The following is a 20,565-nucleotide window of genomic DNA, read 5'->3' as shown; positions in this document are numbered from 1 at the left end:
TGCGGGAACTTTGGGGCATTGTAAGGGATCAACTGCGACGGATCGATGGCAAAGGTTACGAGCGCCTTACGCCTTCAGCTCAATCTCAAGGAACACGATGTCGGTTGAGGTTTCGTTAAGTACGTCATGTTGGACGCCGGCTTTGCGGAAGTAGGATTTTCCCGCCGCAAGCTGCGCCTTGGAACGCTCCCCACCCGGCGCCACGATGGTCATTTCTCCGCCGACGACGGGAACAATCACATAGTCCATTCCGTGGGTGTGATGCCCGGTGGCGCTGCCCGGGGCAAGCCGCCATTCGGTCACCCGGACCTCGTCATTGTCGATCTGAACCTCGGAGTTGGCGGCAAGCATCTAGAACCTCGCTTAAGGCGAATCGGCTCAGGGCACGAAGACCATGAACGCGTAGACGGCAAATACCACCATATGGACCAGTCCGAACAGGACATTGGTCCTGCCGGTGCCGAAGGTCAGCATGCTCAGCAAGAATGTCAGGAACAGCAGCACCGAGCTCTGGGCATTGAGCCCCAGCACCAGCGGCTGCTCGATCACATAGGTGGCGAGCCCGACCGCCGGGATGGTCAGGCCGATGGTCGCCAGCGAGGATCCCAGCGCCAAGTTGATGCTTTTCTGAAGGTCGTTCTTGCGGGCCGCGGTGATCGCGGAAACGCCTTCCGGCATCAGGATCAGCAGCGCGACCAGGAGGCCCGCAAAGGCTGGCGGAGCGCCGATCCTGTCGGCGACGGCATCCACCACCAGCGAGAATTTCTTGGCCAGCAGCACGACGGCCAGGAGCGAGATCAGGAGCAGCACGATGCTCAGCGCCAGCAGCTTGCCCGGCAGATGGGCCTCGCCGCCCTCGCCCTCGGTCCGCTCATGGACGAAATAGTCCTTGTGCAGGACGGTCTGGGTGTAGAGGAACACGCCATAGAGCACGATGGTCACGAGGTCAACGAAGCCGAGCTGAAGCGTCGAATAGACCGGCCCCGGCGTCGTCAGCGTGTAGTTCGGCATGATCAGCGTCAGGGTCGCGAGCGCAATCAGCACGCTGAGATAGACGTTGGCGCCGGAGACCTGAAATCCCTGCTCGCGGTAGCGCAGCCCGCCGATGAACACGCAGAGGCCGACGAGGCCATTGCAGACGATCATCACCACCGCGAACACGGTGTCGCGCGCAAGCTCCGGCGCAGGCTTGTCGCCGAGCATGATGGTGGTGATCAGCGCGACCTCGATGATGGTCACCGCAAGCGTGAGCAGCAGCGTGCCGAACGGCTCGCCGATCCGCTCCGCGATCACCTCGGAATGATGCACGGCCGCGAACACGGTACCGAACAGGATCACCAGCAGGACGATCGCAAACACGCCGCCGCCGGTCGATAGCGTAAAGCTGTAGCCGGTCACGGTGACGACCAGGAACAGCAGTACCGCCAGCGCGGGAAAGACCCAGGACGACCGTGGCATCGGTCCGTGTGCGCTCATGCAGGCCATTCCTTGGTTGAACGCACCGATTATGCGCGAGAAGATCGCGCCCGTCAGCCCTCAAGAGCCGTTGATGAAACGCAATAGCCGGCCGCGAGGATGATGGCGATCTATTTCAGAATGTGATCGCAGCCCCGTCATTGCTGAGTTCAGGGCTTGCGACGGCTCCTGAGCAACTTGAGGACGTCGGCCCGGATGCCCAGGGGGATCTCGCGACAACCGCACGCCGCAGCATGAGCAGCGTGCCAGGCGATGCGCTGCTCGCGCGTCGCCTTCGACGGCATGCGATGGGACCGGTGCCACTCCTTGTTCAGGGCCACGGTCCCCCTCGCTGATTACATCGCCTTGACGATGTTCTCGGTGACCTTCTTGGCGTCACCGAGCAGCATCATGGTGTTGTCGCGATAGAACAGCGGATTGTCGATGCCGGCATAGCCCGACGCCAGCGAGCGCTTGATGAACATCACCGTGCCGGCTTTCCAGACCTGCAGCACCGGCATGCCGTAGATCGGCGAGGTCTTGTCCTCTTCCGCCGCCGGGTTGGTTACGTCGTTGGCGCCGATCACGAAGGCGATGTCGGCCTGCGCGAATTCGGAGTTGATGTCCTCGAGCTCGAACACCTCGTCGTAGGGCACGTTGGCCTCGGCCAGCAGCACGTTCATGTGGCCGGGCATGCGGCCCGCGACCGGGTGAATGGCGTATTTCACCTCGACGCCTTCCTTCTTCAGCATGTCGGCCATCTCGCGCAGCGCATGCTGGGCCTGTGCCACCGCCATGCCATAGCCGGGCACGATGATGACCTTGGAGGCGTTCTTCATGATGAAGGCGGCATCGTCCGCCGAGCCGAGCTTTGCCGGCTTCTGCTCGCCGGTAGCCCCACCGGCCGCAGCGGTCTCACCGCCGAAGCCGCCGAGGATGACCGAGATGAAGGACCGGTTCATCGCGTGGCACATGATGTAGGACAGGATCGCGCCCGACGAGCCGACCAGCGCGCCGGTGATGATCAGCGCCGAATTGCCGAGCGTGAAGCCGATGCCGGCCGCGGCCCAGCCGGAGTAGGAGTTCAGCATCGAAATCACGACCGGCATGTCGGCGCCGCCGATCGGGATGATCATGAGCACGCCGAGCGCCAGCGCGAGAATGACGTTGAGCCAGAAGAACACCGGGCTGCCGGTGACGACGAGCCCGACAATGCAGGCGACCAGCGCGACCGCGAGCGCGACGTTGATCACGTGCCGCGCCGGCAGGATGATCGGCGCACCGCTCATGCGGGCCGACAGCTTCAGGAACGCGATCACCGAGCCGGTGAAGGTCAAGGCGCCGATGGCGACGCCGAGCGACATTTCGACCAGGCTCTGGGTGTGGATGTTGCCGGGGGTGCCGATGTCGAAGGCCTCCGGCGCATAGAATGCACCCGCCGCGACCAACACCGCGGCCATGCCGACCAGCGAGTGGAAGGCGGCGACCAGTTCCGGCATCGAGGTCATCGGCACGCGGCGGGCGATGACGGCGCCGATCGTCCCGCCGATGGCGATGCCGACAATCACCAGCACCCAGGCGAGGCCGTCGGCCGGCGGATGGTTGGCAAGCGTCGTCGCAACCGCGATCGCCATGCCAATCATGCCGAGCAGATTGCCCTGGCGCGAAGAGGCCGGGCTCGACAGCCCGCGCAGCGACAGGATGAACAGCACCCCCGCCACGAGATACAAGAATGCAGAGAGATTGGCGCTCATCTCAGGTCCCCATTGATCCCATCAGCCCGAGGTGGCCGCTTACTTCGACTTCTTCTTGTACATCGCCAGCATGCGCTGGGTGACAAGGAAGCCGCCGAAGATGTTGATGCAGGCAAAGATCAGCGCGACGAAGCCGAAGGCGCGCGCCCAGCCCGAACCGCTCGAGACATTGGCGACCCCGCCGGCAAGCAGCGCGCCGACCACGATCACCGAGGAGATCGCATTGGTGACGCTCATCAGCGGCGTATGCAGCGCCGGCGTCACCGACCACACCACGAAATAGCCGACGAAGACGGCGAGGACGAAGATCGACAGCCGGAAGATGAAGGGGTCGACGACCTGTGCAGCATGCTCCATGACGGATCTCCTTACACCTTCGGCTGGAAGTTCGGGTGGATGACGGCGCCATCTTTGGTCAGCGCAGTGGCCTTGACCAGCTCGTCGTCCCAATTGACGGCGAGCTTCTTCTCTTTCTTGTCGACCATGGTCTCGATGAAGGAGAACAGATTGCGGGCATAGAGGCTGGAGGCCGAGGCCGCGACGCGGCCCGCGACATTGGTGTAGCCGACGATCTTAATGCCATCGATGTCGACGACCTCACCCGCCTTGGCACCCTCGACATTGCCGCCGCGCTCGACGGCGAGATCGACCAGCACCGAGCCCGGCTTCATCGACTTGACCATCTCGCCCGAGACGAGTTTCGGCGCCGGACGGCCCGGGATCAGCGCGGTGGTGATGACGATGTCCTGCTTCTTGATGTGCTCGGCGGTCAGCGCGGCCTGCTTGGTCTGGTACTCTTTCGACATCTCCTTGGCATAACCGCCGGCGGTCTGCGCGTTCTTGAACTCCTCGTCCTCGACGGCGAGGAATTTTGCGCCGAGCGATTCCACCTGCTCTTTCGTCGCAGGTCGCACGTCGGTCGCGGTGACGACGGCGCCAAGACGGCGCGCGGTTGCGATCGCCTGGAGGCCGGCCACGCCAACGCCCATCACGAACACTTTCGCGGCAGGCACGGTGCCGGCCGCGGTCATCATCATCGGGAAGGCGCGGCCGAAGGCCTCGGCGCCCTCGATCACGGCCCGATAGCCGGCAAGGTTCGCCTGCGAGGACAGCACGTCCATGACCTGTGCACGGGTGATGCGCGGCATCAGTTCCATCGCGAAAGCGCAGACGCCGGCTTCGGCCATCGCCTTCAGCGCAGCTTCATTGCCGTAGGGATCCATGATGGCGATGACCAGCGCGCCGCGCTTGTATTGCGACAGCTCGGAAGCCTCGGGACGCTTCACTTTGATGATGATGTCAGCATCTTTCAGCGCATCGGCGCTGACGGTGGCGCCGACCGCGGTGAATTCGGAATCAGGCAGGCCCGATTTGACGCCGGCGCCCGGCTCGACGGCGATCTCGGCGCCCAGCGCCTTGAACTTCTTCACCGTATCAGGCGAAGCGGCAACGCGCGGCTCCGACGGATCGATTTCCTTGGCAACGGCGATCTTCATAGGCCCTCCGGCGACGCGGGACAAAGCGCGCACGCGAACTTAGCGTCACTCCCGCAACGTTGGATACCGGTTTTGGCACCGGCTTGAATGCAAATTTTATGAGCACCGACGACGATGTCGGTGCAACAGGCGATGGATCAGGTCAGGAAGATCGCCATCAGGATGACGATGAGCGCGACCGAGGCGGTGCCGTACTTCACCAGCTTGATGAAGCCCTCATAGGTCTGCTCGTGGGCGACGTAGTCGTTGCCGTCGGCGGTGCTGTACGCCACTTCGCTATGGTCAGCCATGGAATGTCCCCAGTCGAAAGCCGAATTCTTCGGCTGGGATACCTTAAACCTTCGGGCAGGGCAACGGCACCGAGGCGCGGTTTTCCCGCAAATCGGTTCATTTGGATTCCCAATCGGTTAGGAAGCCCGCTTCGCCCTCAGCCCATCGCCTCCAGTTCGTCGATCATGCCGGCGATGACCGAGAGGCCTCCCTCCCAGAACTTGGGGTCCTTGGCATCGAGCCCGAACGGCCGCAGCAGCTCGGAATAGTGCTTGGTGCCGCCGGCGGCGAGCATGTCGAGATAGCGCTCGGCGAAGCCTTCCGCCGCATGCTCGTAAACCGCATAGAGCGAGTTCACGAGGCAATCGCCAAAGGCATAGGCGTAGACGTAGAACGGCGAATGGATGAAGTGCGGGATGTACATCCAGTAGTTCTCGTAACCCGCCTTGATCTCGATCGCGGGCCCCAGACTCTCGCCCTGCACCGACAGCCAGAGTTCGCCGAGCCGTGTCGCGGTGAGCTCGCCGTTCTTGCGCTCGGTATGAACGGCGCGCTCGAAGGAATAGAACGCAATTTGCCGCACCACGGTATTGATCATGTCCTCGACCTTGCGGGCGAGCAGCGCCTGGCGCTGTTTTGTATTTTTGGTCTGGGCAAGCAGCCGCTTGAACGTGAGCATCTCGCCGAACACACTCGCGGTCTCCGCCAGCGTCAGCGGCGTCGGTGCCATCAGCGCGCCGTTCTTGGCCGCCAGCACCTGGTGCACGCCATGGCCGAGCTCATGGGCGAGCGTCATGACGTCGCGAGGCTTGCCCTGGTAGTTCATCAGCACATAAGGGTGTGCCGACGGCGTGGTCGGATGCGAGAATGCGCCGGGCGCCTTGCCCTGCCGCACTGGCGCGTCGATCCAGCGATCGGTGAAGAAGCGCTCGGCAATGTCGGCCATTTTAGGCGAGAAGCCGCGATAGGCCGTCAGCACCATGTTGCGCGCATCGGGCCAGCCGATCACATCGGTCGCGGCGAAGGGCAGCGGCGCGTTGCGGTCCCAATAGGCCAGCTTCTTCTTGCCGAACCACTTTGCCTTCAGCGCGTAATAGCGATGCGAGAGCTTTGGATAGGCCGCGCGGACCGAGGCGACCAGCGCATCCACCACCTCGCGCTCGACGCGGTTGTTCAGATGGCGGGAATCCGCAACATCCTTGAAACCGCGCCAGCGGTCGGAGATATCCTTGTCCTTGGCGAGCGTGTTGGTGATCAGCGCAAAGGTGCGCTCATTGGCCTTGAAGGTTTTCGCCAGCGCTTCCGCCGCGGCCTTGCGCTTGGCGCCGTCGCGGTCCTGCAGGAAATTCAGCGTCGGCTCGATCGCCAGTTCCTTGGCGCCGACCTTGAAGCGGAGACTCGAGATGGTCTGGTCGAACAAACGGTTGAAGGCCGAATAGCCGGTCTGCGCCTTCTCCAGGAACAGCTGCTCGAGCTTGTCGTCGAGCTGATACGGCTTCTCCTTGCGCAGATCCTCGATCCACGGACGATAGTGCGCGAGCTCAGGGGCTTGCAGCGCGCGGGTCAAAATATCGTCATCGATACGGTTGAGCTCGAGCGCGAAGAACAAGAGATGCGTCGAGGCCGCTGTCAGCCGCTCGGAGACATCGCCGTAAAACTTTGAAATCGCAGGGTCCACGCTGTCGCCGGCGTGAACGAGACCGGCATAGGAGCCGAGACGGCCGGCGAGATCGTCGATCGCCTCATAGCGCCGCACGGCTTCCGCGAGCCATTTTCCGCCATCTTCGTTTGCTGTGCCTGTTGCGAGCTTGCCCTTGTAGTCGGTCTCGAACGCGACGCAATCGGCATCCATCTTTTCGAGATCGCGCGCCACTTCCGGCGCGTCGATCCCGGAATAGAGATCGGCGAGGTTCCACTCCGGAAGCTTGCCCGTCTTGCTCACAGGCTTTGCGGAGGGTTTTGCCTTGGCAGCGGATTTCCTGGCAGCGGATGTCTTGGCGATGGATGTCTTGGCGATGGATGTCTTGGCGATGGATGTCTTGGCGGCGGATGTCTTGGTGGCTGGTTTGCGGACAGCAGTCTTGGAGCGCGACTTCATTGTGTGGGAAACCTGTGTTCAACGATCGCTGCGGCGGGCGGGGGCATCAACGTTTAAGAGTGCGTTAATCGGCTTCGGCCAGAGTGACCCGATTCGAGACAGATAGTAGTAGCGTGCGGGGAGCACCATGGCTGCCAGTATTTTGATCGCCGACGACGACGCCGTAGCTCGCCGCCTGGTCGAGAACATGGTGCAGAAATGCGGCTATGAAACGGTCGTCGTCGAATCCGGCGACGCCGCGATCGCGACCCTCACCGGTCCCGACGCCCCCGCGATCGACGCGGTGATCCTCGATCTCGTGATGCCCGGCCTCGACGGCATGGGTGTGCTGGCAAAAATCCGCGAGGCGGGCCTCAGCGTGCCCGTCATCGTACAGACCGCCCATGGCGGCATCGACAACGTCATCTCGGCAATGCGCGCCGGTGCGGCCGACTTCGTGGTCAAGCCGGTCGGAATGGAGCGGCTTCAGGTCTCGCTTCGCAACGCGCTGAATGCCTCCGCGCTCAAGGGCGAATTGCAACGCATCCGTCACAGCCGCGAGGGCCGGCTGACCTTCTCCGACATCATCACGCGCGCCGAAGCGATGGCGCCGGTGATGCGCGCGGCCCAGAAGGCAGCAAATTCATCGATCCCCGTGCTGATCGAAGGCGAGTCCGGCGTCGGCAAGGAGATGTTCGCGCGCGCCATCCATGGCAGCGGCGAGCGCAAGGCCAAGCCCTTCGTCGCGGTCAATTGTGGCGCGATTCCCGACAATCTCGTCGAGTCGATCTTGTTCGGCCATGAGAAGGGCGCCTTCACCGGCGCAACCGAACGGCACACCGGCAAATTCCTCGAAGCCCATGGCGGCACGCTGTTTCTGGATGAGGTCAGCGAGCTGCCGCTGACTGCACAAGTCAAGCTCCTGCGCGCACTGCAGGAGGGCGCGGTCGAGGCCGTCGGCGGCCGCAAACCCGTCAAGGTCGACGTCCGCATCATCTCCGCGACCAATCGCAAGCTTCTGGACCGGGTCAAGCAAGGGCACTTCCGCGAAGACCTGTTCTATCGCCTGCACGTGCTGCCGCTGACGATCCCCTCGCTCAAGGCCCGCCGCGAGGACATCCCGCATCTGCTCAGGCATTTCCTGGCGCGCTTTGCCGCCGAGGAGAACCGCGCGATCTCCGGCGTCAGCGGCGAGGCCGTGGCGCATCTCACCCAGCTCGACTGGCCCGGCAACATCCGCCAGCTCGAGAATGCCGTCTACCGCGCGGTGGTGATGAGCGAGGGCGACCAGCTCGGTCTCGACGATTTCCCGCTGCCGGGCTTGCATCCGCATTCGGCCACGGAGATCCCGACCGCGCCGCTGATGATCGAGCCGATCGCAGCGCCCACCGTGGTGTCGGGTAGCGAAATACCCATCGCGCCGCTGCCTCAGACAGGGTCGCTCTCGATGCTCACCCCGACCGGCGATGTTCGCCCGCTGGAGGAGATGGAGAGCGAGATCATCCGCTTTGCGATCTCGCACTACCGCGGACAGATGTCGGAGGTGGCGCGCCGACTCAAGATCGGCAGGTCCACGCTGTACCGCAAGCTCGACGAAGCCGGGGTTCCCGGACATGGCGGGAAAAGCGGCGAGGAGACGCACTGAACCTCATGCGAACAGGGGTTCGCGCGCCTCAGCGATGCGCCTGCAACCCGTTGAATTACGGCAAAATTCGGCTTCGGCTGAAACCGTGACTTGGAAGTGACAGACGGCCGGAAAAGCGTGCGGTGAAACCGCACAATCCGTTGCAAACGGTCTGTCTTGAAGTCAGTTTGTGGTCAGTTTCCCGGGGTAGTGCTAGCTGCAAGAACGGGGCCTGTATATCGTCTGCGTAGGAATCGTTGCGTGCAGGCGTGCAAGTTTCGAGAGGCCGGCGCGATTTAGCCGAAGCTCAATTAGGCGAAAACGAAAGCTGTTCCACGAGGGACAGTTCACCCGAGGGGTGCGATACAATGCGTGACTGTTTGAACCACCGTGCAGGATTTGACCGCGTTCTGGCGGCGGTTGCAGCGACCTTCCTCACGGTGTCGGCCGGCTCGGCGCTGGCACAGGATCAGGCGCGCAGCAGCGCTGCCGAACTTGCGATCGAAGCCGCGATCCCGCGCCCCGAGCCCGCAAACGTTCCGCCCCCGACCGCATCCGACATCAAGCTGGACACCACCGCCACCGTTCAGGACGGCCCGAAGGACGTGGTGAAGGAGCCTGTGAAGGCCGAAGCCGCTCCGGCCGCGGAGAAGGTGGAGACCAAACCTGCCGACATCGCCACGACGCCCGCCGCCGACACACCGAAGAGCGAGACGGCCACCACCGAACCCGCCAAATCTGAACCGGCAAAGGCTGACACGGCCGCCGCGCCGACTGCCGCTCCCGCTGCACCTGCGGCGGCAGCCGCAACCCCGGCCGCCGAGCCGGTCAAGGCCGCGAGCAACGTTCCTGCCGCCGACCAGCCGGTCGCCGACAAGATCAAGGACATCCTCGGTTCAAAGACCTCGCGCCATTTCGACCGCAAGAACGAACGTGCCGCTGCCGAGAAGTTTTATGGCGCCCGCGACTTTGCGCCGGTCTGGACGCAAGCCGGCAGCCTGACCGCCGCGGCCAAGGGTGTGATCGCGCGGCTGAAGGACGCGGCTTCCGACGGCCTCAATCCAGCCGACTATCCGGTGCCTGACTTCGGCGCCGCCACGACGCCTGATGCGCTCGCCGATGCCGAGCTGAAGCTCACCGCCAGCATGTTCGACTATGCGCGCCAGGCGCAGAGCGGCCGCATGCACTGGTCGCAGGTCAGCGCAGATATCCTCTATCCCGAGCATCCGATCGATCCGAGCGAGGTGATCACCAAGGTCACGACGGCGGCTGACGCGTCCGTCGCGCTCGACAGCTACAATCCGCCGCAGAAGCTCTACAAGGAGCTGAAGGCGCAGCTCGCCAAGCTGCGCGGCCAGGGCGACGGTCCGGTAATCGAGATCACCGACGGCCCCGCGCTGAAATACACCCCCGCCAAGGGTAAGAAGCAGGCTGAAATCGTCGTGCAGGATCCGCGCGTGCCACAGCTTCGTGCCAAGCTCGGCATCACCGAGAACGCCAGCGATGACCACTATGACGCAACGGTTGCCGAAGCCGTACGCAAATTCCAGGACGGTGCCGAGCTGAAGGCGACCGGCGTGCTCGACGCGCCGACCGTCAAGGCCCTGAACAGCCCGAAGCGCGACAAGCAGATCGACACTGTGGTGGTGAACATGGAGCGCTGGCGCTGGCTGCCGCGCGACCTCGGCGTGCCCTCGCTGGGCGATGCCTATGTCATCCTCAACATTCCCGACTACACGCTGAAGGTGATGCAGCACGGCCAGCAGGTCTGGACCACCCGCGTCGTCACCGGCAAGCCGGGCCAGCACGCTACGCCCCTGCTGACCGAGACGATGAAGTACATTACGGTCAACCCGACCTGGAACGTGCCGCCGTCGATCGTCTACGGCGAATATTTGCCGGCGCTGCAGCAGGACCCGACCGTGCTTCAGCGCATGGGCCTGAGGCTCGAGCAGAACCGCGACGGCTCGGTGCACATTTCGCAGCCGCCCGGTGAAGCCAACGCGCTCGGCCGCATCCGCTTCAACTTCCCGAACAAGTTCCTGGTCTATCAGCACGACACGCCGGACAAGCACCTGTTCGCCAAGGAAGATCGCGCCTTCAGCCATGGCTGCATGCGCGTGCAAAATCCGGATCAGTATGCTTCGGTGCTGCTCAACATCACCATGCCGAACGAGCACTACACCCCGGAGCGCGTGCGCAGCATGTATGGCTCCGGTGAGATCGACCTGAAATTCCCGACGCCGATCCCGGTCAACATCACCTACCAAACCGCGTTCGTGGACGATGGCGGCAAGCTGCAATTCCGCAAGGACGTCTATGGCCGCGATGCGACCATGATCAGCATCCTGAAGAACGGCCGCGGCAAGGACCTCGAGAACGTCGTCGCCCATTCGCAGCCGAGCTATTCGCGCCCGGCAACGACGCTGCCGTCAGGCGTGACGTTCGCCAATAATGGCGGCTCGTCGGGGCTGAACTTCTTCGAGCGGCTGTTCGGTGGAGGGGCTCCGACCCCACCACCGGCTCCGGTCGGCCGTCGGCCGCAGCGGGTGTTTACCCGCTGAGATCAGGTCCCGCGCCTCAACTCCCTAATTTCTTCAATAAAATCAGCGACCCTTTCCTCTGGATAGGGTTGCTTAACGTTAACCATTGTCCGCCCGAGTTCCGGTTGCTGGCGTTTTTTTGCCACACTCAACCGCTTAGGATTGTCGTCTGACTTGGTTTGGGGGCGGGAAGGTCAACCTCGAATTAACCTTCTCGTTTTAAGAAAGCGTTCACCCTCTTTCGCGCGCTAACGGGGTTGGCGGGAGAGTCCATTGAACGCTCGTCGACTGGGTGGGCTCATACGTGCTGACTGGTTTCGCACGCAAATTCGCTGCGTTGTCATTGTCCCATGCGGGAGTGAAGGTCGGATCTCGGATCGGCCTCGCCTCGCTGGTGCTGCTTGCGGCTGCCGGCTCGGTTCATAACGCCGCCGCGCTGAACGAAACCAAGACCCTCTCCTTCCACCACACCCATTCCGGCGAAGACCTCACCGTCACCTTCAAGCGCGACGGCCGCTACGACGAAGCCGCGCTGAAGACGCTGAACCATTTCCTGCGCGACTGGCGCACCCAGGACGAGACGGTGATGGATCGTCACCTGTTCGACATCCTCTGGGAAGTGTATCGCGACGTCGACGGCAAGCAGCCGATCCAGATCATCTCCTCCTATCGCTCCCCCGCCACCAACGCCATGCTCCGCCGCCGCTCCTCGGGCGTGGCGCGGTTCAGCCAGCACATGCTGGGCCACGCGATGGACTTCTACATTCCGGGCGTGCCGCTGGAGCAGATCCGCTTCGCCGGCCTGCGCCTGCAGCGGGGCGGCGTCGGCTTCTACCCGACATCAGGCTCGCCCTTCGTGCATCTTGACACCGGCAGCATTCGGCACTGGCCGCGCATGACGCATGACCAGCTCGCCCGCGTCTTCCCGGACGGAAAGACGGTGCATCTGCCGACCGACGGGGTGCCGCTGAAGGGCTATGAGCTGGCCAAGGCCGAGATCGAGCGGCGCGGCGATGGCGACGACGGCGCCAGCAAGCCGGGCTTCTTCGCCTCCCTGTTCAGCAGGGGCAAGCAGGCTCCGGCAGCCAGTGCCGATGAGGATGACGAGGGCGCTCCCGCCCCGACCGCCAAGCCCGCCACGCCGACCGTGGTCGCCGCCGCAAGCAAGCCCGCCGATCCGGTACCGACGCCGCGCGCCAAGCCGTCCGCCGTCTCCGCCATCCAGCTCGCCTCGGCCGATGCCCAGCTCGTTGCGCCGCCCAAACCGAAAGCCGAGCCGAAGCCCGAGCCCGTGGCTGACAAGCCGGCAGCCGGCAAGCTCGAATCCCCGGCCGACATCATCAATGCCCGCGGCTTCTGGGATGCTCCGGCCACACCGCAGCAGGCGACGCCGGCGCAGATCGCCGCGTTGAAGGCGCGCCAGGCGCTTGCCGCCGCGACAGATCCGCAACCGACCGCGAGCGTCTCCAGTGCCGCCTATCAGGCGCTGGCCTTTGCGCCCGCTTCTGCTTCGCCCGTCGACCGGGCCCGCGTCGTCGCCGCCTCGGCGCCGATCCCGCGCGGCGCGCGTCCGGCGTCCACGGCCCGCAACGGTGCGCCGGCCACCGAGATCAATAGCGTCGTCGGCAAGAGCACCGACGGCATGATCGCAACCGCAACCCGCCTCTCCGCCGCCAAGGGCGAGAGCATCTGGCTCAAGATCGTGATGCTGTCGCCGAGCGCCAGCCGCGCGATGTCGGTGACGCTGATGGGCGAGCTCGATATGGCGGCGATGCGCGCCTATTTCGTCAAGCCGCAGGCCGTGGTCGCAATGGGCTTCACCGACGATCCGATGCAGGGCCTGTCCTGCGACAGTTTCTCGGGCAGCGCGACCACCAAGATCGAGACGACGTCGTTCGTCATGCGCACGGCCGCGCTGCGCTGAGACGCATCGCCTTCACCCTCTCGCAGCCCGGATGAAGCGCAGCGCAATCCGGGATTCGTGCCGCGAACAACGACGGCCCCGGATTTCGCTGCGCTCCATCCGGGCTACGGCAATGGTGCCTGAAGCGCGAACGCCTCAGATCATTCCCAGCGCCTGCATGTAGGTCTCGAGAATCGTCTCGGCCTCGGCGCGCTCGTTGGGGTCCTGCTTGCGCAGGCGCACGATGGTGCGCAGCGCCTTGACGTCGTAGCCGTTGCCCTTGCTCTCGGCATAGACGTCGCGGATGTCGTCGGAGATCGCCTTCTTCTCTTCCTCCAGCCGCTCGATACGCTCGATGATGGATTTGAGCTGGTCCTTGGCAAATTTCGTCGCGGGCTCGTCGTCGCGGACGGCGGCGGAGGTGGCCATCTTGGTACTCCCAATGGAACTGGCAAAACGGGGTGACGCCGGCATCCACCGCGCGTGCTGGATAGACCCTTAGGGATGGCGCCTGCCGCGTTCAAGCAAGCATCGCGCTCGTCCACAGCGCGCCCACAGGAGATGATGTTGTCATTCCGGGACGCCCCCAGGGCGAACCCGGAATCTCGAGATTCCGGGTTCGATGCTTTGCATCGCCCCGGAATGACGGAACGAAACGCTCAGTGATTGTGGGGATGGACCTTCTTCATCGCCTCGAGCTGCCCGGGGCTCGCCGTACCCTGGTACTTCGCCTTCCAGGTCTCGTAGGGCATGCCGTAGACGGCTTCCCGGCTCTCATCCTTGCTCAAGCTCACGCCCTGGGCATCCGCGGCGTCCTTGAGCCAGTTCGACAGGCAGTTGCGGCAGAATCCGGCCAGATTCATCAGGTCGACGTTCTGGACGTCGGTTCGCATCCTCAGGTGATCGACCAGCCGCCGGAACGCGGCCGCCTCGAGTTCCGTTCTGGTTTTGTCGTCGATGGCCATGGCAGGAATCCTCGGCTGTGCCCCTTGATGGTGGTCACCCTTACGGGATCAGGTGGGGTGCTGTCACAGATTTTGCCATATCGCGGCGCAAACGGCGGCTGGGCCAGCAAATGGGCAGTTCCCCGGGCCTACGCCAAATCGTCAATCATCTGGTATACGTTCCGCGACAATGATCGCCGAATCTCCCCGCTCCCCCCTTCGCCTGCTCACCCTGATAGTCCCGGTGCTGGCCGTTGCGCTGCTATGCCTCTGGACCAGCCCGGCCTCGGCCGACTTCCGCCTCTGCAACAACACCTCAAGCCGGGTCGGTATCGCGCTCGGCTACAAGGACGCCGACGGCTGGACCACCGAGGGCTGGTGGAACATCTCGTCCCGCTCCTGCGAGACCCTGCTGCGGGGTACGCTGGTCGCCCGCTACTATTACATCTACGCCATCGACTATGACCGCGGCGGCGAATGGTCGGGGCAGGCCTTCATGTGCTCGCGCGACAAGGAATTCACCATCCGCGGCACCGAGGACTGCCTGGCGCGCGGCTATGACCGGACCGGCTATTTCGAGGTCGACACCGGCGAGCAGCGAGCCTGGACGGTGCAGCTCACCGACGCCAACGAGCAGCCTTCGACGCAGCAGCGTGTCCCCGGCATGCCCGGCCCTGTCGGCCCTGGTGGCGGCGTCCCGGGTTTGCCCAATAGTCCGCCCGGTGGTACGCCCCCCGCCGCACCTGGCCTTCCGCCAGCCCCCTCGCCACCGTCTGGGAATAAGCCATGAGGCGTCTTCGCCGTATCAAGATTCTCGCGACTCTCGGACCTGCCTCGTCGGACCTCGCGATGATCCGCCGCCTGTTCGAGGCCGGCGCCGACGTGTTCCGCATCAACATGAGCCACACACCGCATGACAAGATGCGGGAGCTGGTGGCGACGATCCGCAATGTCGAGAGCAGCTACGGCCGCCCGATCGGCATCCTGGTCGATCTCCAGGGCCCGAAGCTCCGCCTCGGCGCCTTCGCTGAAGGCGCGGTGCAGCTTCAGAACGGGCAGACCTTCACGCTGGATTCCGACAAGGCGCCGGGCGATGCCACCCGCGTCAACCTTCCCCATCCGGAGATCCTGGCCGCGCTGCGGCCTGGCCATGCGCTGCTGCTCGACGACGGCAAGGTGCGGCTGATCGCCGAGGAGACCACCAAGGAACACGCGGTCACGCGCGTCGTGGTCGGCGGCAAGATGTCTGACCGCAAGGGCGTCAGCCTGCCCGACACCGACCTGCCGGTCTCGGCGATGACGCCGAAGGACCGCGCCGACCTCGAGGCGGCCCTCGTCACCGGCGTCGACTGGATCGCGCTGTCCTTCGTGCAGCGCGCGGACGACGTGATCGAAGCCAAGAAGATGATCCGCGGCCGCGCCGCCGTGATGGCCAAGATCGAGAAGCCGCAGGCGATCGACCGCCTCGCCGACATCATCGAGGCCTCCGACGCGCTGATGGTGGCGCGCGGCGACCTCGGCGTCGAATTGCCGCTCGAGCGCGTGCCGAGCCTGCAGAAGCAGATGACGCGCATGGCGCGCCGCGCCGGCAAACCGGTGGTGATCGCGACGCAGATGCTGGAATCGATGATCCAGTCGCCGGTGCCGACCCGCGCCGAGGTCTCCGACGTCGCCACCGCCGTCTATGAGGGCGCCGACGCCATCATGCTGTCGGCGGAATCGGCGGCCGGCAAATTCCCGGTCGAGGCGGTCTCGACCATGAACCGCATCGGCGAAGAGGTCGAGCGCGACCCGACCTACCGGTCCGTGATCACCGCCCAGCGGCCCGCGCCGGAATCCACCGCAGGCGATGCCATCGCGGACGCCGCGCGGCAGATCGCCGAGACGCTCGACCTGCCCGCCTTGATCTGCTGGACCTCATCCGGCTCGACCGCGGTGCGCGTGGCGCGCGAGCGGCCGAAGCCGCCGATCGTGGCGATCACGCCCAACATCACCGCCGGCCGCCGGCTTGCCGCCGTATGGGGCGTGCATTGCGTGGTGGCCGAAGATGCGCGCGACCAGGACGACATGGTGAGCCGCGCCGGCCAGATCGCCTTCCGCGACGGTTTCGTCCGCGCCGGCCAGCGCGTGATCATCGTCGCCGGCGTGCCGCTCGGCATTCCCGGCACCACCAACATGGTGCGCATCGCCTCCGTCGGCCCCGAGGGCGACGCCAATATGTGAGGCGGCCGCCGGCCGGCAACGCACACTTCCGAAAACAACCCCATGCACAGTAGCCGGCTGAATCCGGCTGCCTTGCGCGGGCTTTGGGAAAAGGCCAGCTCAGGCAAATGCCTGGGCGGGGCCGGGTCTTCTCAGGCCCCGACCAGCGCCTTGGTCGTCGGCAGCAAGGTCTGCTGCACCACCAGCCCCCTGGCGCGGGCGTCCATGACGCCGACGGCGCGCAGCGCCAGCAGCGTCACGGTCTGGACGGCGTCGCGCATCTTGACGGGATCTTCGAGATTGTCGGGCGCGAGCGGACCGACCAGGGCCTCATGCAGCGCACCCAGCAGCGCAGTTGCGGCCAGCGCCGTGTCCTGCGCCGGCAGATGGCCGGCGCGCACCGCCGCGTCGATCCGCCCGGCGATCTCGCCCGCGATCTCCCGGCGGCTGGCCAGCCTGGAGGCGCTGACATCGACATCGACAGGCTCAGCCAAAATGCCCCAGGCGAGGCGGCGCTGCGACAGCGTATGGACCGCAACGGTGGTCACGGCCGCCGCCAGCGCCGAGGACGGCCCCGGCGCGGCATCAGCCGCCCGGCGGATGGCCGCGAGCTCGTCGCGGGAGACTTCGGAAATCAGTTCGGAGATCAGCTCGGCCTTGGAGGGGAAGTAGCGGTAGACGGTGCCGGCCGCCACATTGGCCCTGACGGCGACCGGCGCGATCTGCACCGCCGCCATGCCGCCTTCGGCTGCGGCTTCCCTTGCCGCCGCCAGGATGGCGCTGCGCCGAGCCGCAAGGCGCTTAACCACTTGATGCGTCCGCCGATAAACCATGGCGCGCTTCCTGTCCCACCACGCCTGCCGCACGCCCCGCGGCCGAACGCTTCGTCACTGAATTCGCTGCAAATCGCCCCGCAAGGACTGAACAACTATTCAGGGTGGATGACAAGCAGCAAAAGCGCTCACACGCGAAACGCTGCATTGCAAACCGCTCAAAGTGCGGGGAATCCATTGGTGAACGGCTAACCACACTTTTTACCGCGGTCTTAAAGGCGGTCAGTGACTGTCGCTGCGATCCAACCCGGTGCAGCCATGCTCGACACGGACGCCAAGACCGCCTGGCAGCTCTTCCATTTGAACTGGCTTCCCATCGCGATCATGGGCGGCCTGCTGGTGCTCGGCCTATCCGTCACCGGCCTCAGGCTCGAGCCCGTCGCCTATGGCGTTACGCTGGCAATCGCCGCACTCTTGGTCGGCATCGCCTATCGCCACCGCATCGCCAAAGGCGATCTTGCCGATCCGAAGCTGATCTTCTCGCTTGGTACGATCGGCCAGGTGATCATCACCTGCGCGATCGTCGGACCGCTCAGCTACGTCGCCGGCATCCTGGGCTTTCCGCTGCAGGACCAGGCGCTGCTCGCGATCGATCGCGCACTCGGCCTCGATCCCGAGCCGATCGCGCGCTTCGTCAACGATCACCCCTGGCTCGCCGACATCCTGTCGCGCAGCTACGGCCTGATCAAATGGCCCCTGCTGTTCGTGCCCGTCGTGCTGACGCTGACGGCGCGTTATGTACGCCTGCAATTGTTCATGCTGGCCATGAGTCTTGGGCTTGCCGTCACCATCGCGGTCTCGGCACTCTTGCCGGCGATCGGCACCTATTACGGATTGCAATTGCCCGCGGCCCAAATCCCCGACATCAACACCGCGATCTACGCCGGACAGTTGCGCGATATCCTGGGCTTACGCGACGGCAGCCTGCACGAGCTGCGACTGTTCTTCCTGTCCGGCATCGTCTCGTTCCCGAGCTTCCATGCCGCATCCGCCGTGTTCTACATGTGGGCGCTGTGGCCGGTGCGGCGCATCGGCGGTGTTGCGGCCGCCCTCAACCTCATGATGATCGCGGCAACGCCTGTCATCGGCGCGCATTACATCGTCGACGTCGCTGGTGGTGTTGCGCTCGCGGCAGCTTCGATCTGGGCGGCGAAGGCCTATCTGGCATGGATGAACCGCACCGCGCGGGTCCCGGCAGCGCCGGCGGTGTGGCAGCCCAGTCTCGCGGAATAAAAGCGCGGGCGGCTTGCGTCACGCCGCTATCAATCACAACAGCAGCTCTCGTAGGGTGGGCAAAGGCGCGCAGCGCCGTGCCCACCATCTCTCCGTAGTTGCGCCAAGTGGCTGCCGCGTCCTCGTCATTGCGAGCGCAGCGAAGCAATCCAGCAAGCCCTCCGCGGAGATAGTCTGGATTGCTTCGCTGCGCTCGCAATGACGCGGGGATACACGTGCGGACAATCTACGTGACGTGGGCACGCTGTCGCCTTGCCCACCCTGTACCTCTTCTGACGTTCATGGCCGGCCTAGAGGTGTAGACTGGCCATTCGGGCCGATCCGTCGGGAGCAGCCTTGTCCACCCGTGCCCTTGAGCACCCACGTAGGAACCGCGCCCCAGCGGAACGTCCGCGATCGAGATCCAGTAGGAGGTCATTGCGCCGAGAGCGCCAGTACAGGGATCGATCAGGATCGCGGTTGGCCCGCTTTGAGAGCGAGGAGATCCAACGATGGTCAAGGACGTGCAATGGTTCGTCGGGATCGATTGGGCAACGCGGAGTCATTGCGTTTGCCTGCTGGATGCGGAAGGACGGCCGGCCGGCCAGCGCGACTTTGCGCATGGCGGAGCCGGACTGACGGAGCTGTGTGATTGGCTGGTCGAAAAGACCAAGGCCGCACCGGGACAGATCGCGGTGGCAATCGAGACGCCGCATGGCCCAGTGGTGGAGATGCTGCTCGAGCATGGTTTTATGGTCTTTGCCATCAATCCCAAGCAACTCGACCGCTTCCGGGATCGCTTCACGGTGGCCGGTGCCAAGGATGATCGCCGCGACGCTCATGTGCTCGGAAGCTCATTGCGTACGGACTGTGCGGCCTTCCGCCAGCTTGCGGCCGACAATCCGGTGGTGATCGAGCTGCGCGAGTGGTCGCGCATGGCGGAGGAGCTGCAGCAGGAGCGCACGCGGCTTGCCAATCGCCTGCGTCAGCAGTTGTGGCGGTACTATCCCCAAGCGGCCAAGCTGACCGACGATGTCGCCGACGACTGGTTCCTGGCACTTTGGCAAAAGGTGCCGACGCCGGACAGCGCGGCCAAGGCCAGCGACAAGGCGATCGCGCGCATCCTCAGCGCCTATCGTATCCGCCGCCTCGATGCGGCGACGGTGCTCAAGACTTTGCGCGAGACACCCCTGCTCGTGGCACCGGGCACGACGGAGGCTGCGTGCGTGCATATCCGCAGCCTCGCGGCCCGTCTGCGCCTGGTCAATCAGCAAATCAAGGAAGCGCAGCACAGCCTGGACCGCCTGTGCGCCAAGCTCGAAGAACAGGAGAGCCCCGCGGGGCAGAATCCCGAGCAGTGTGACGTGGCGATCCTTCGCTCCTGGCCGGGAATCGGCAGGATCGTTCTCGCCACACTGCTCGTCGAGGCCACCGAGCCTCTGCGCAGACGAGACTACCACGCCTTGCGCGCCTTGGCAGGGGTCGCACCGGTGACGCGGCAAAGCGGCAAGCAACGCTTCGTGATCCGCCGCCTGGCCTGCAACAGGCGGCTGCAAAGCGCCGTTCATCACTGGTCGCGCGGCGCGCTTCAATACGACGCCGCAGCCCGGCGACGCTATGATGCTTTGCGGCAGCGCGGACACGGCCATGCGCGTGCGCTGCGTGGTGTGGGAGATCGCCTGCTCTTTGCCTTGTGCGCGACGCTCAAGCACCAGACGCCCTACGACGCAGACCACAACAGCGCGAAGATCTCGGCAGCAGGCTGAGCCGTTCCTTTGTTCGGCCGCATGCGACCGTTCCTTCGTCCCGACCTGCCGAACGCAAGAGCGCCGCGCGCAGACGCTGTCCAGGATGCCATAGGCACCGGCAAAGCCGGCGCGAAGCGTCCTGGATAGCGTCGAGCACGGTGCTATGGTTATCTGTCAGGGACTCCCACCCTTGACGAAGGGTAGGAGGTCCTACGAGACCTTCAATGCCAACCCAAACGAAAAGAGCCCCGTCCGAGGACGGGGCTCTGAGCTCTGAATTCGTCTCTGGCTTACTTGAGGCTGGTCGAGATCGAGCCGAACTTGGTGTTCAGGGTCGAGCCGAGGTTGTTGACGACGGTGATGATCGCCAGCGCGATGCCGGCGGCGATCAGGCCGTATTCGATGGCGGTGGCGCCGGATTCGTCCTTCACGAAACGCGAAACGAGGTTCTTCATAGACTGCTCCAAAAAGTACACGAGGCTTCAACTGGTCTGGTCTGGTTTC

Annotated in this window: 18 protein-coding genes; 7 read left to right on the top strand and 11 right to left on the bottom strand. The window is 64.6% G+C overall.

Features of this window, described 5'->3' with window-relative positions:
• Window positions 1-66: 66 nt before the first annotated feature.
• From ACNJX9_RS06285 to ACNJX9_RS06255, 7 genes are all read right to left on the bottom strand, one after another.
• Window positions 67-351, bottom strand: coding sequence for a cupin domain-containing protein (locus ACNJX9_RS06285; RefSeq protein WP_439408165.1), 285 nt, complete (start codon window positions 349-351; stop codon window positions 67-69).
• A 27-nt stretch (window positions 352-378) separates the two neighbouring features.
• The gene (locus ACNJX9_RS06280; RefSeq protein WP_057757577.1) at window positions 379-1,476 is read right to left on the bottom strand and encodes a calcium:proton antiporter; all 1,098 of its coding nucleotides are present in this window, start codon (window positions 1,474-1,476) and stop codon (window positions 379-381) included.
• Window positions 1,477-1,811: 335 nt separating this feature from the next.
• Window positions 1,812-3,209, bottom strand: coding sequence for an NAD(P)(+) transhydrogenase (Re/Si-specific) subunit beta (locus ACNJX9_RS06275; RefSeq protein ID WP_271603901.1), 1,398 nt, complete (start codon window positions 3,207-3,209; stop codon window positions 1,812-1,814).
• Between the two features lie 39 nt (window positions 3,210-3,248).
• Window positions 3,249-3,566, bottom strand: coding sequence for a proton-translocating transhydrogenase family protein (locus ACNJX9_RS06270; RefSeq protein ID WP_014492434.1), 318 nt, complete (start codon window positions 3,564-3,566; stop codon window positions 3,249-3,251).
• A gap of 11 nt (window positions 3,567-3,577) precedes the next feature.
• Entirely contained in the window at window positions 3,578-4,705 is a 1,128-nt protein-coding gene (locus tag ACNJX9_RS06265; RefSeq protein ID WP_439408164.1) for a Re/Si-specific NAD(P)(+) transhydrogenase subunit alpha, read from the bottom strand.
• Window positions 4,706-4,842: 137 nt separating this feature from the next.
• Window positions 4,843-4,995 (bottom strand): aa3-type cytochrome c oxidase subunit IV, encoded by a 153-nt coding sequence (locus tag ACNJX9_RS06260; RefSeq protein ID WP_018317799.1) that lies wholly within the window; start codon window positions 4,993-4,995, stop codon window positions 4,843-4,845.
• Window positions 4,996-5,132: 137 nt separating this feature from the next.
• A complete protein-coding gene (locus ACNJX9_RS06255; protein WP_439408163.1) occupies window positions 5,133-7,073 on the bottom strand; it encodes a M3 family oligoendopeptidase in 1,941 nt (646 codons plus the stop codon).
• A gap of 127 nt (window positions 7,074-7,200) precedes the next feature.
• Between ACNJX9_RS06255 and ACNJX9_RS06250 the strand changes: the two genes are divergently transcribed.
• The 3 genes from ACNJX9_RS06250 to ACNJX9_RS06240 all read left to right on the top strand — a co-directional run bounded on the left by ACNJX9_RS06250 (window position 7,201) and on the right by ACNJX9_RS06240 (window position 13,143).
• On the top strand, window positions 7,201-8,697 hold the full coding sequence (locus tag ACNJX9_RS06250) for a sigma-54-dependent transcriptional regulator (protein WP_439408162.1): 1,497 nt from the start codon (window positions 7,201-7,203) through the stop codon (window positions 8,695-8,697).
• A 347-nt stretch (window positions 8,698-9,044) separates the two neighbouring features.
• Complete coding sequence (locus ACNJX9_RS06245; RefSeq protein WP_439408161.1) at window positions 9,045-11,240, top strand: L,D-transpeptidase family protein; 2,196 nt, start codon at window positions 9,045-9,047, stop codon at window positions 11,238-11,240.
• Window positions 11,241-11,511: 271 nt separating this feature from the next.
• The gene (locus ACNJX9_RS06240) at window positions 11,512-13,143 is read left to right on the top strand and encodes a DUF882 domain-containing protein (RefSeq protein WP_439408160.1); all 1,632 of its coding nucleotides are present in this window, start codon (window positions 11,512-11,514) and stop codon (window positions 13,141-13,143) included.
• A 135-nt stretch (window positions 13,144-13,278) separates the two neighbouring features.
• Here the strand turns inward: ACNJX9_RS06240 and ACNJX9_RS06235 are convergent, their stop codons facing one another.
• Both ACNJX9_RS06235 and ACNJX9_RS06230 read right to left on the bottom strand, forming a co-directional pair.
• Window positions 13,279-13,551 (bottom strand): DUF2312 domain-containing protein, encoded by a 273-nt coding sequence (locus ACNJX9_RS06235; RefSeq protein ID WP_008546273.1) that lies wholly within the window; start codon window positions 13,549-13,551, stop codon window positions 13,279-13,281.
• 230 nt (window positions 13,552-13,781) lie between these two features.
• On the bottom strand, window positions 13,782-14,087 hold the full coding sequence (locus ACNJX9_RS06230; protein WP_439408159.1) for a DUF1244 domain-containing protein: 306 nt from the start codon (window positions 14,085-14,087) through the stop codon (window positions 13,782-13,784).
• Between the two features lie 169 nt (window positions 14,088-14,256).
• On the opposite strand from ACNJX9_RS06230, the gene ACNJX9_RS06225 reads away from it, so the two are divergent.
• Together ACNJX9_RS06225 and pyk are read left to right on the top strand one after the other, a co-directional pair.
• Window positions 14,257-14,856 (top strand): DUF1036 domain-containing protein, encoded by a 600-nt coding sequence (locus ACNJX9_RS06225; RefSeq protein WP_057757287.1) that lies wholly within the window; start codon window positions 14,257-14,259, stop codon window positions 14,854-14,856.
• A complete protein-coding gene (gene pyk, locus ACNJX9_RS06220; RefSeq protein ID WP_057757285.1) occupies window positions 14,853-16,289 on the top strand; it encodes a pyruvate kinase in 1,437 nt (478 codons plus the stop codon). Before ACNJX9_RS06225 ends, pyk begins: the two co-directional genes overlap by 4 nt.
• 131 nt (window positions 16,290-16,420) lie before the next feature.
• Here the strand turns inward: pyk and ACNJX9_RS06215 are convergent, their stop codons facing one another.
• Window positions 16,421-17,101, bottom strand: coding sequence for a TetR/AcrR family transcriptional regulator (locus ACNJX9_RS06215; RefSeq protein WP_057757575.1), 681 nt, complete (start codon window positions 17,099-17,101; stop codon window positions 16,421-16,423).
• A gap of 258 nt (window positions 17,102-17,359) precedes the next feature.
• Between ACNJX9_RS06215 and ACNJX9_RS06210 the strand changes: the two genes are divergently transcribed.
• Together ACNJX9_RS06210 and ACNJX9_RS06205 are read left to right on the top strand one after the other, a co-directional pair.
• Window positions 17,360-18,334, top strand: coding sequence for a phosphatase PAP2 family protein (locus ACNJX9_RS06210; protein WP_439408158.1), 975 nt, complete (start codon window positions 17,360-17,362; stop codon window positions 18,332-18,334).
• Window positions 18,335-18,825: 491 nt separating this feature from the next.
• Window positions 18,826-20,079 (top strand): IS110 family transposase, encoded by a 1,254-nt coding sequence (locus ACNJX9_RS06205; RefSeq protein ID WP_057742012.1) that lies wholly within the window; start codon window positions 18,826-18,828, stop codon window positions 20,077-20,079.
• A 272-nt stretch (window positions 20,080-20,351) separates the two neighbouring features.
• On the opposite strand, the gene ACNJX9_RS06200 is transcribed toward ACNJX9_RS06205, so the two are convergent.
• Window positions 20,352-20,516 carry a Flp family type IVb pilin gene (locus ACNJX9_RS06200; protein WP_057757281.1) on the bottom strand — a complete coding sequence of 55 codons (165 nt, stop codon included), beginning with the start codon at window positions 20,514-20,516 and terminating at the stop codon, window positions 20,352-20,354.
• Window positions 20,517-20,565 lie beyond the last annotated feature (49 nt).

This window comes from Bradyrhizobium sp. BLXBL-03, assembly GCF_051853015.1.
GTDB lineage: Bacteria > Pseudomonadota > Alphaproteobacteria > Rhizobiales > Xanthobacteraceae > Bradyrhizobium > Bradyrhizobium manausense.
Note: the sequence above shows the minus strand (reverse complement) of the source record. Positions and strands in the feature narration are given on the sequence as shown.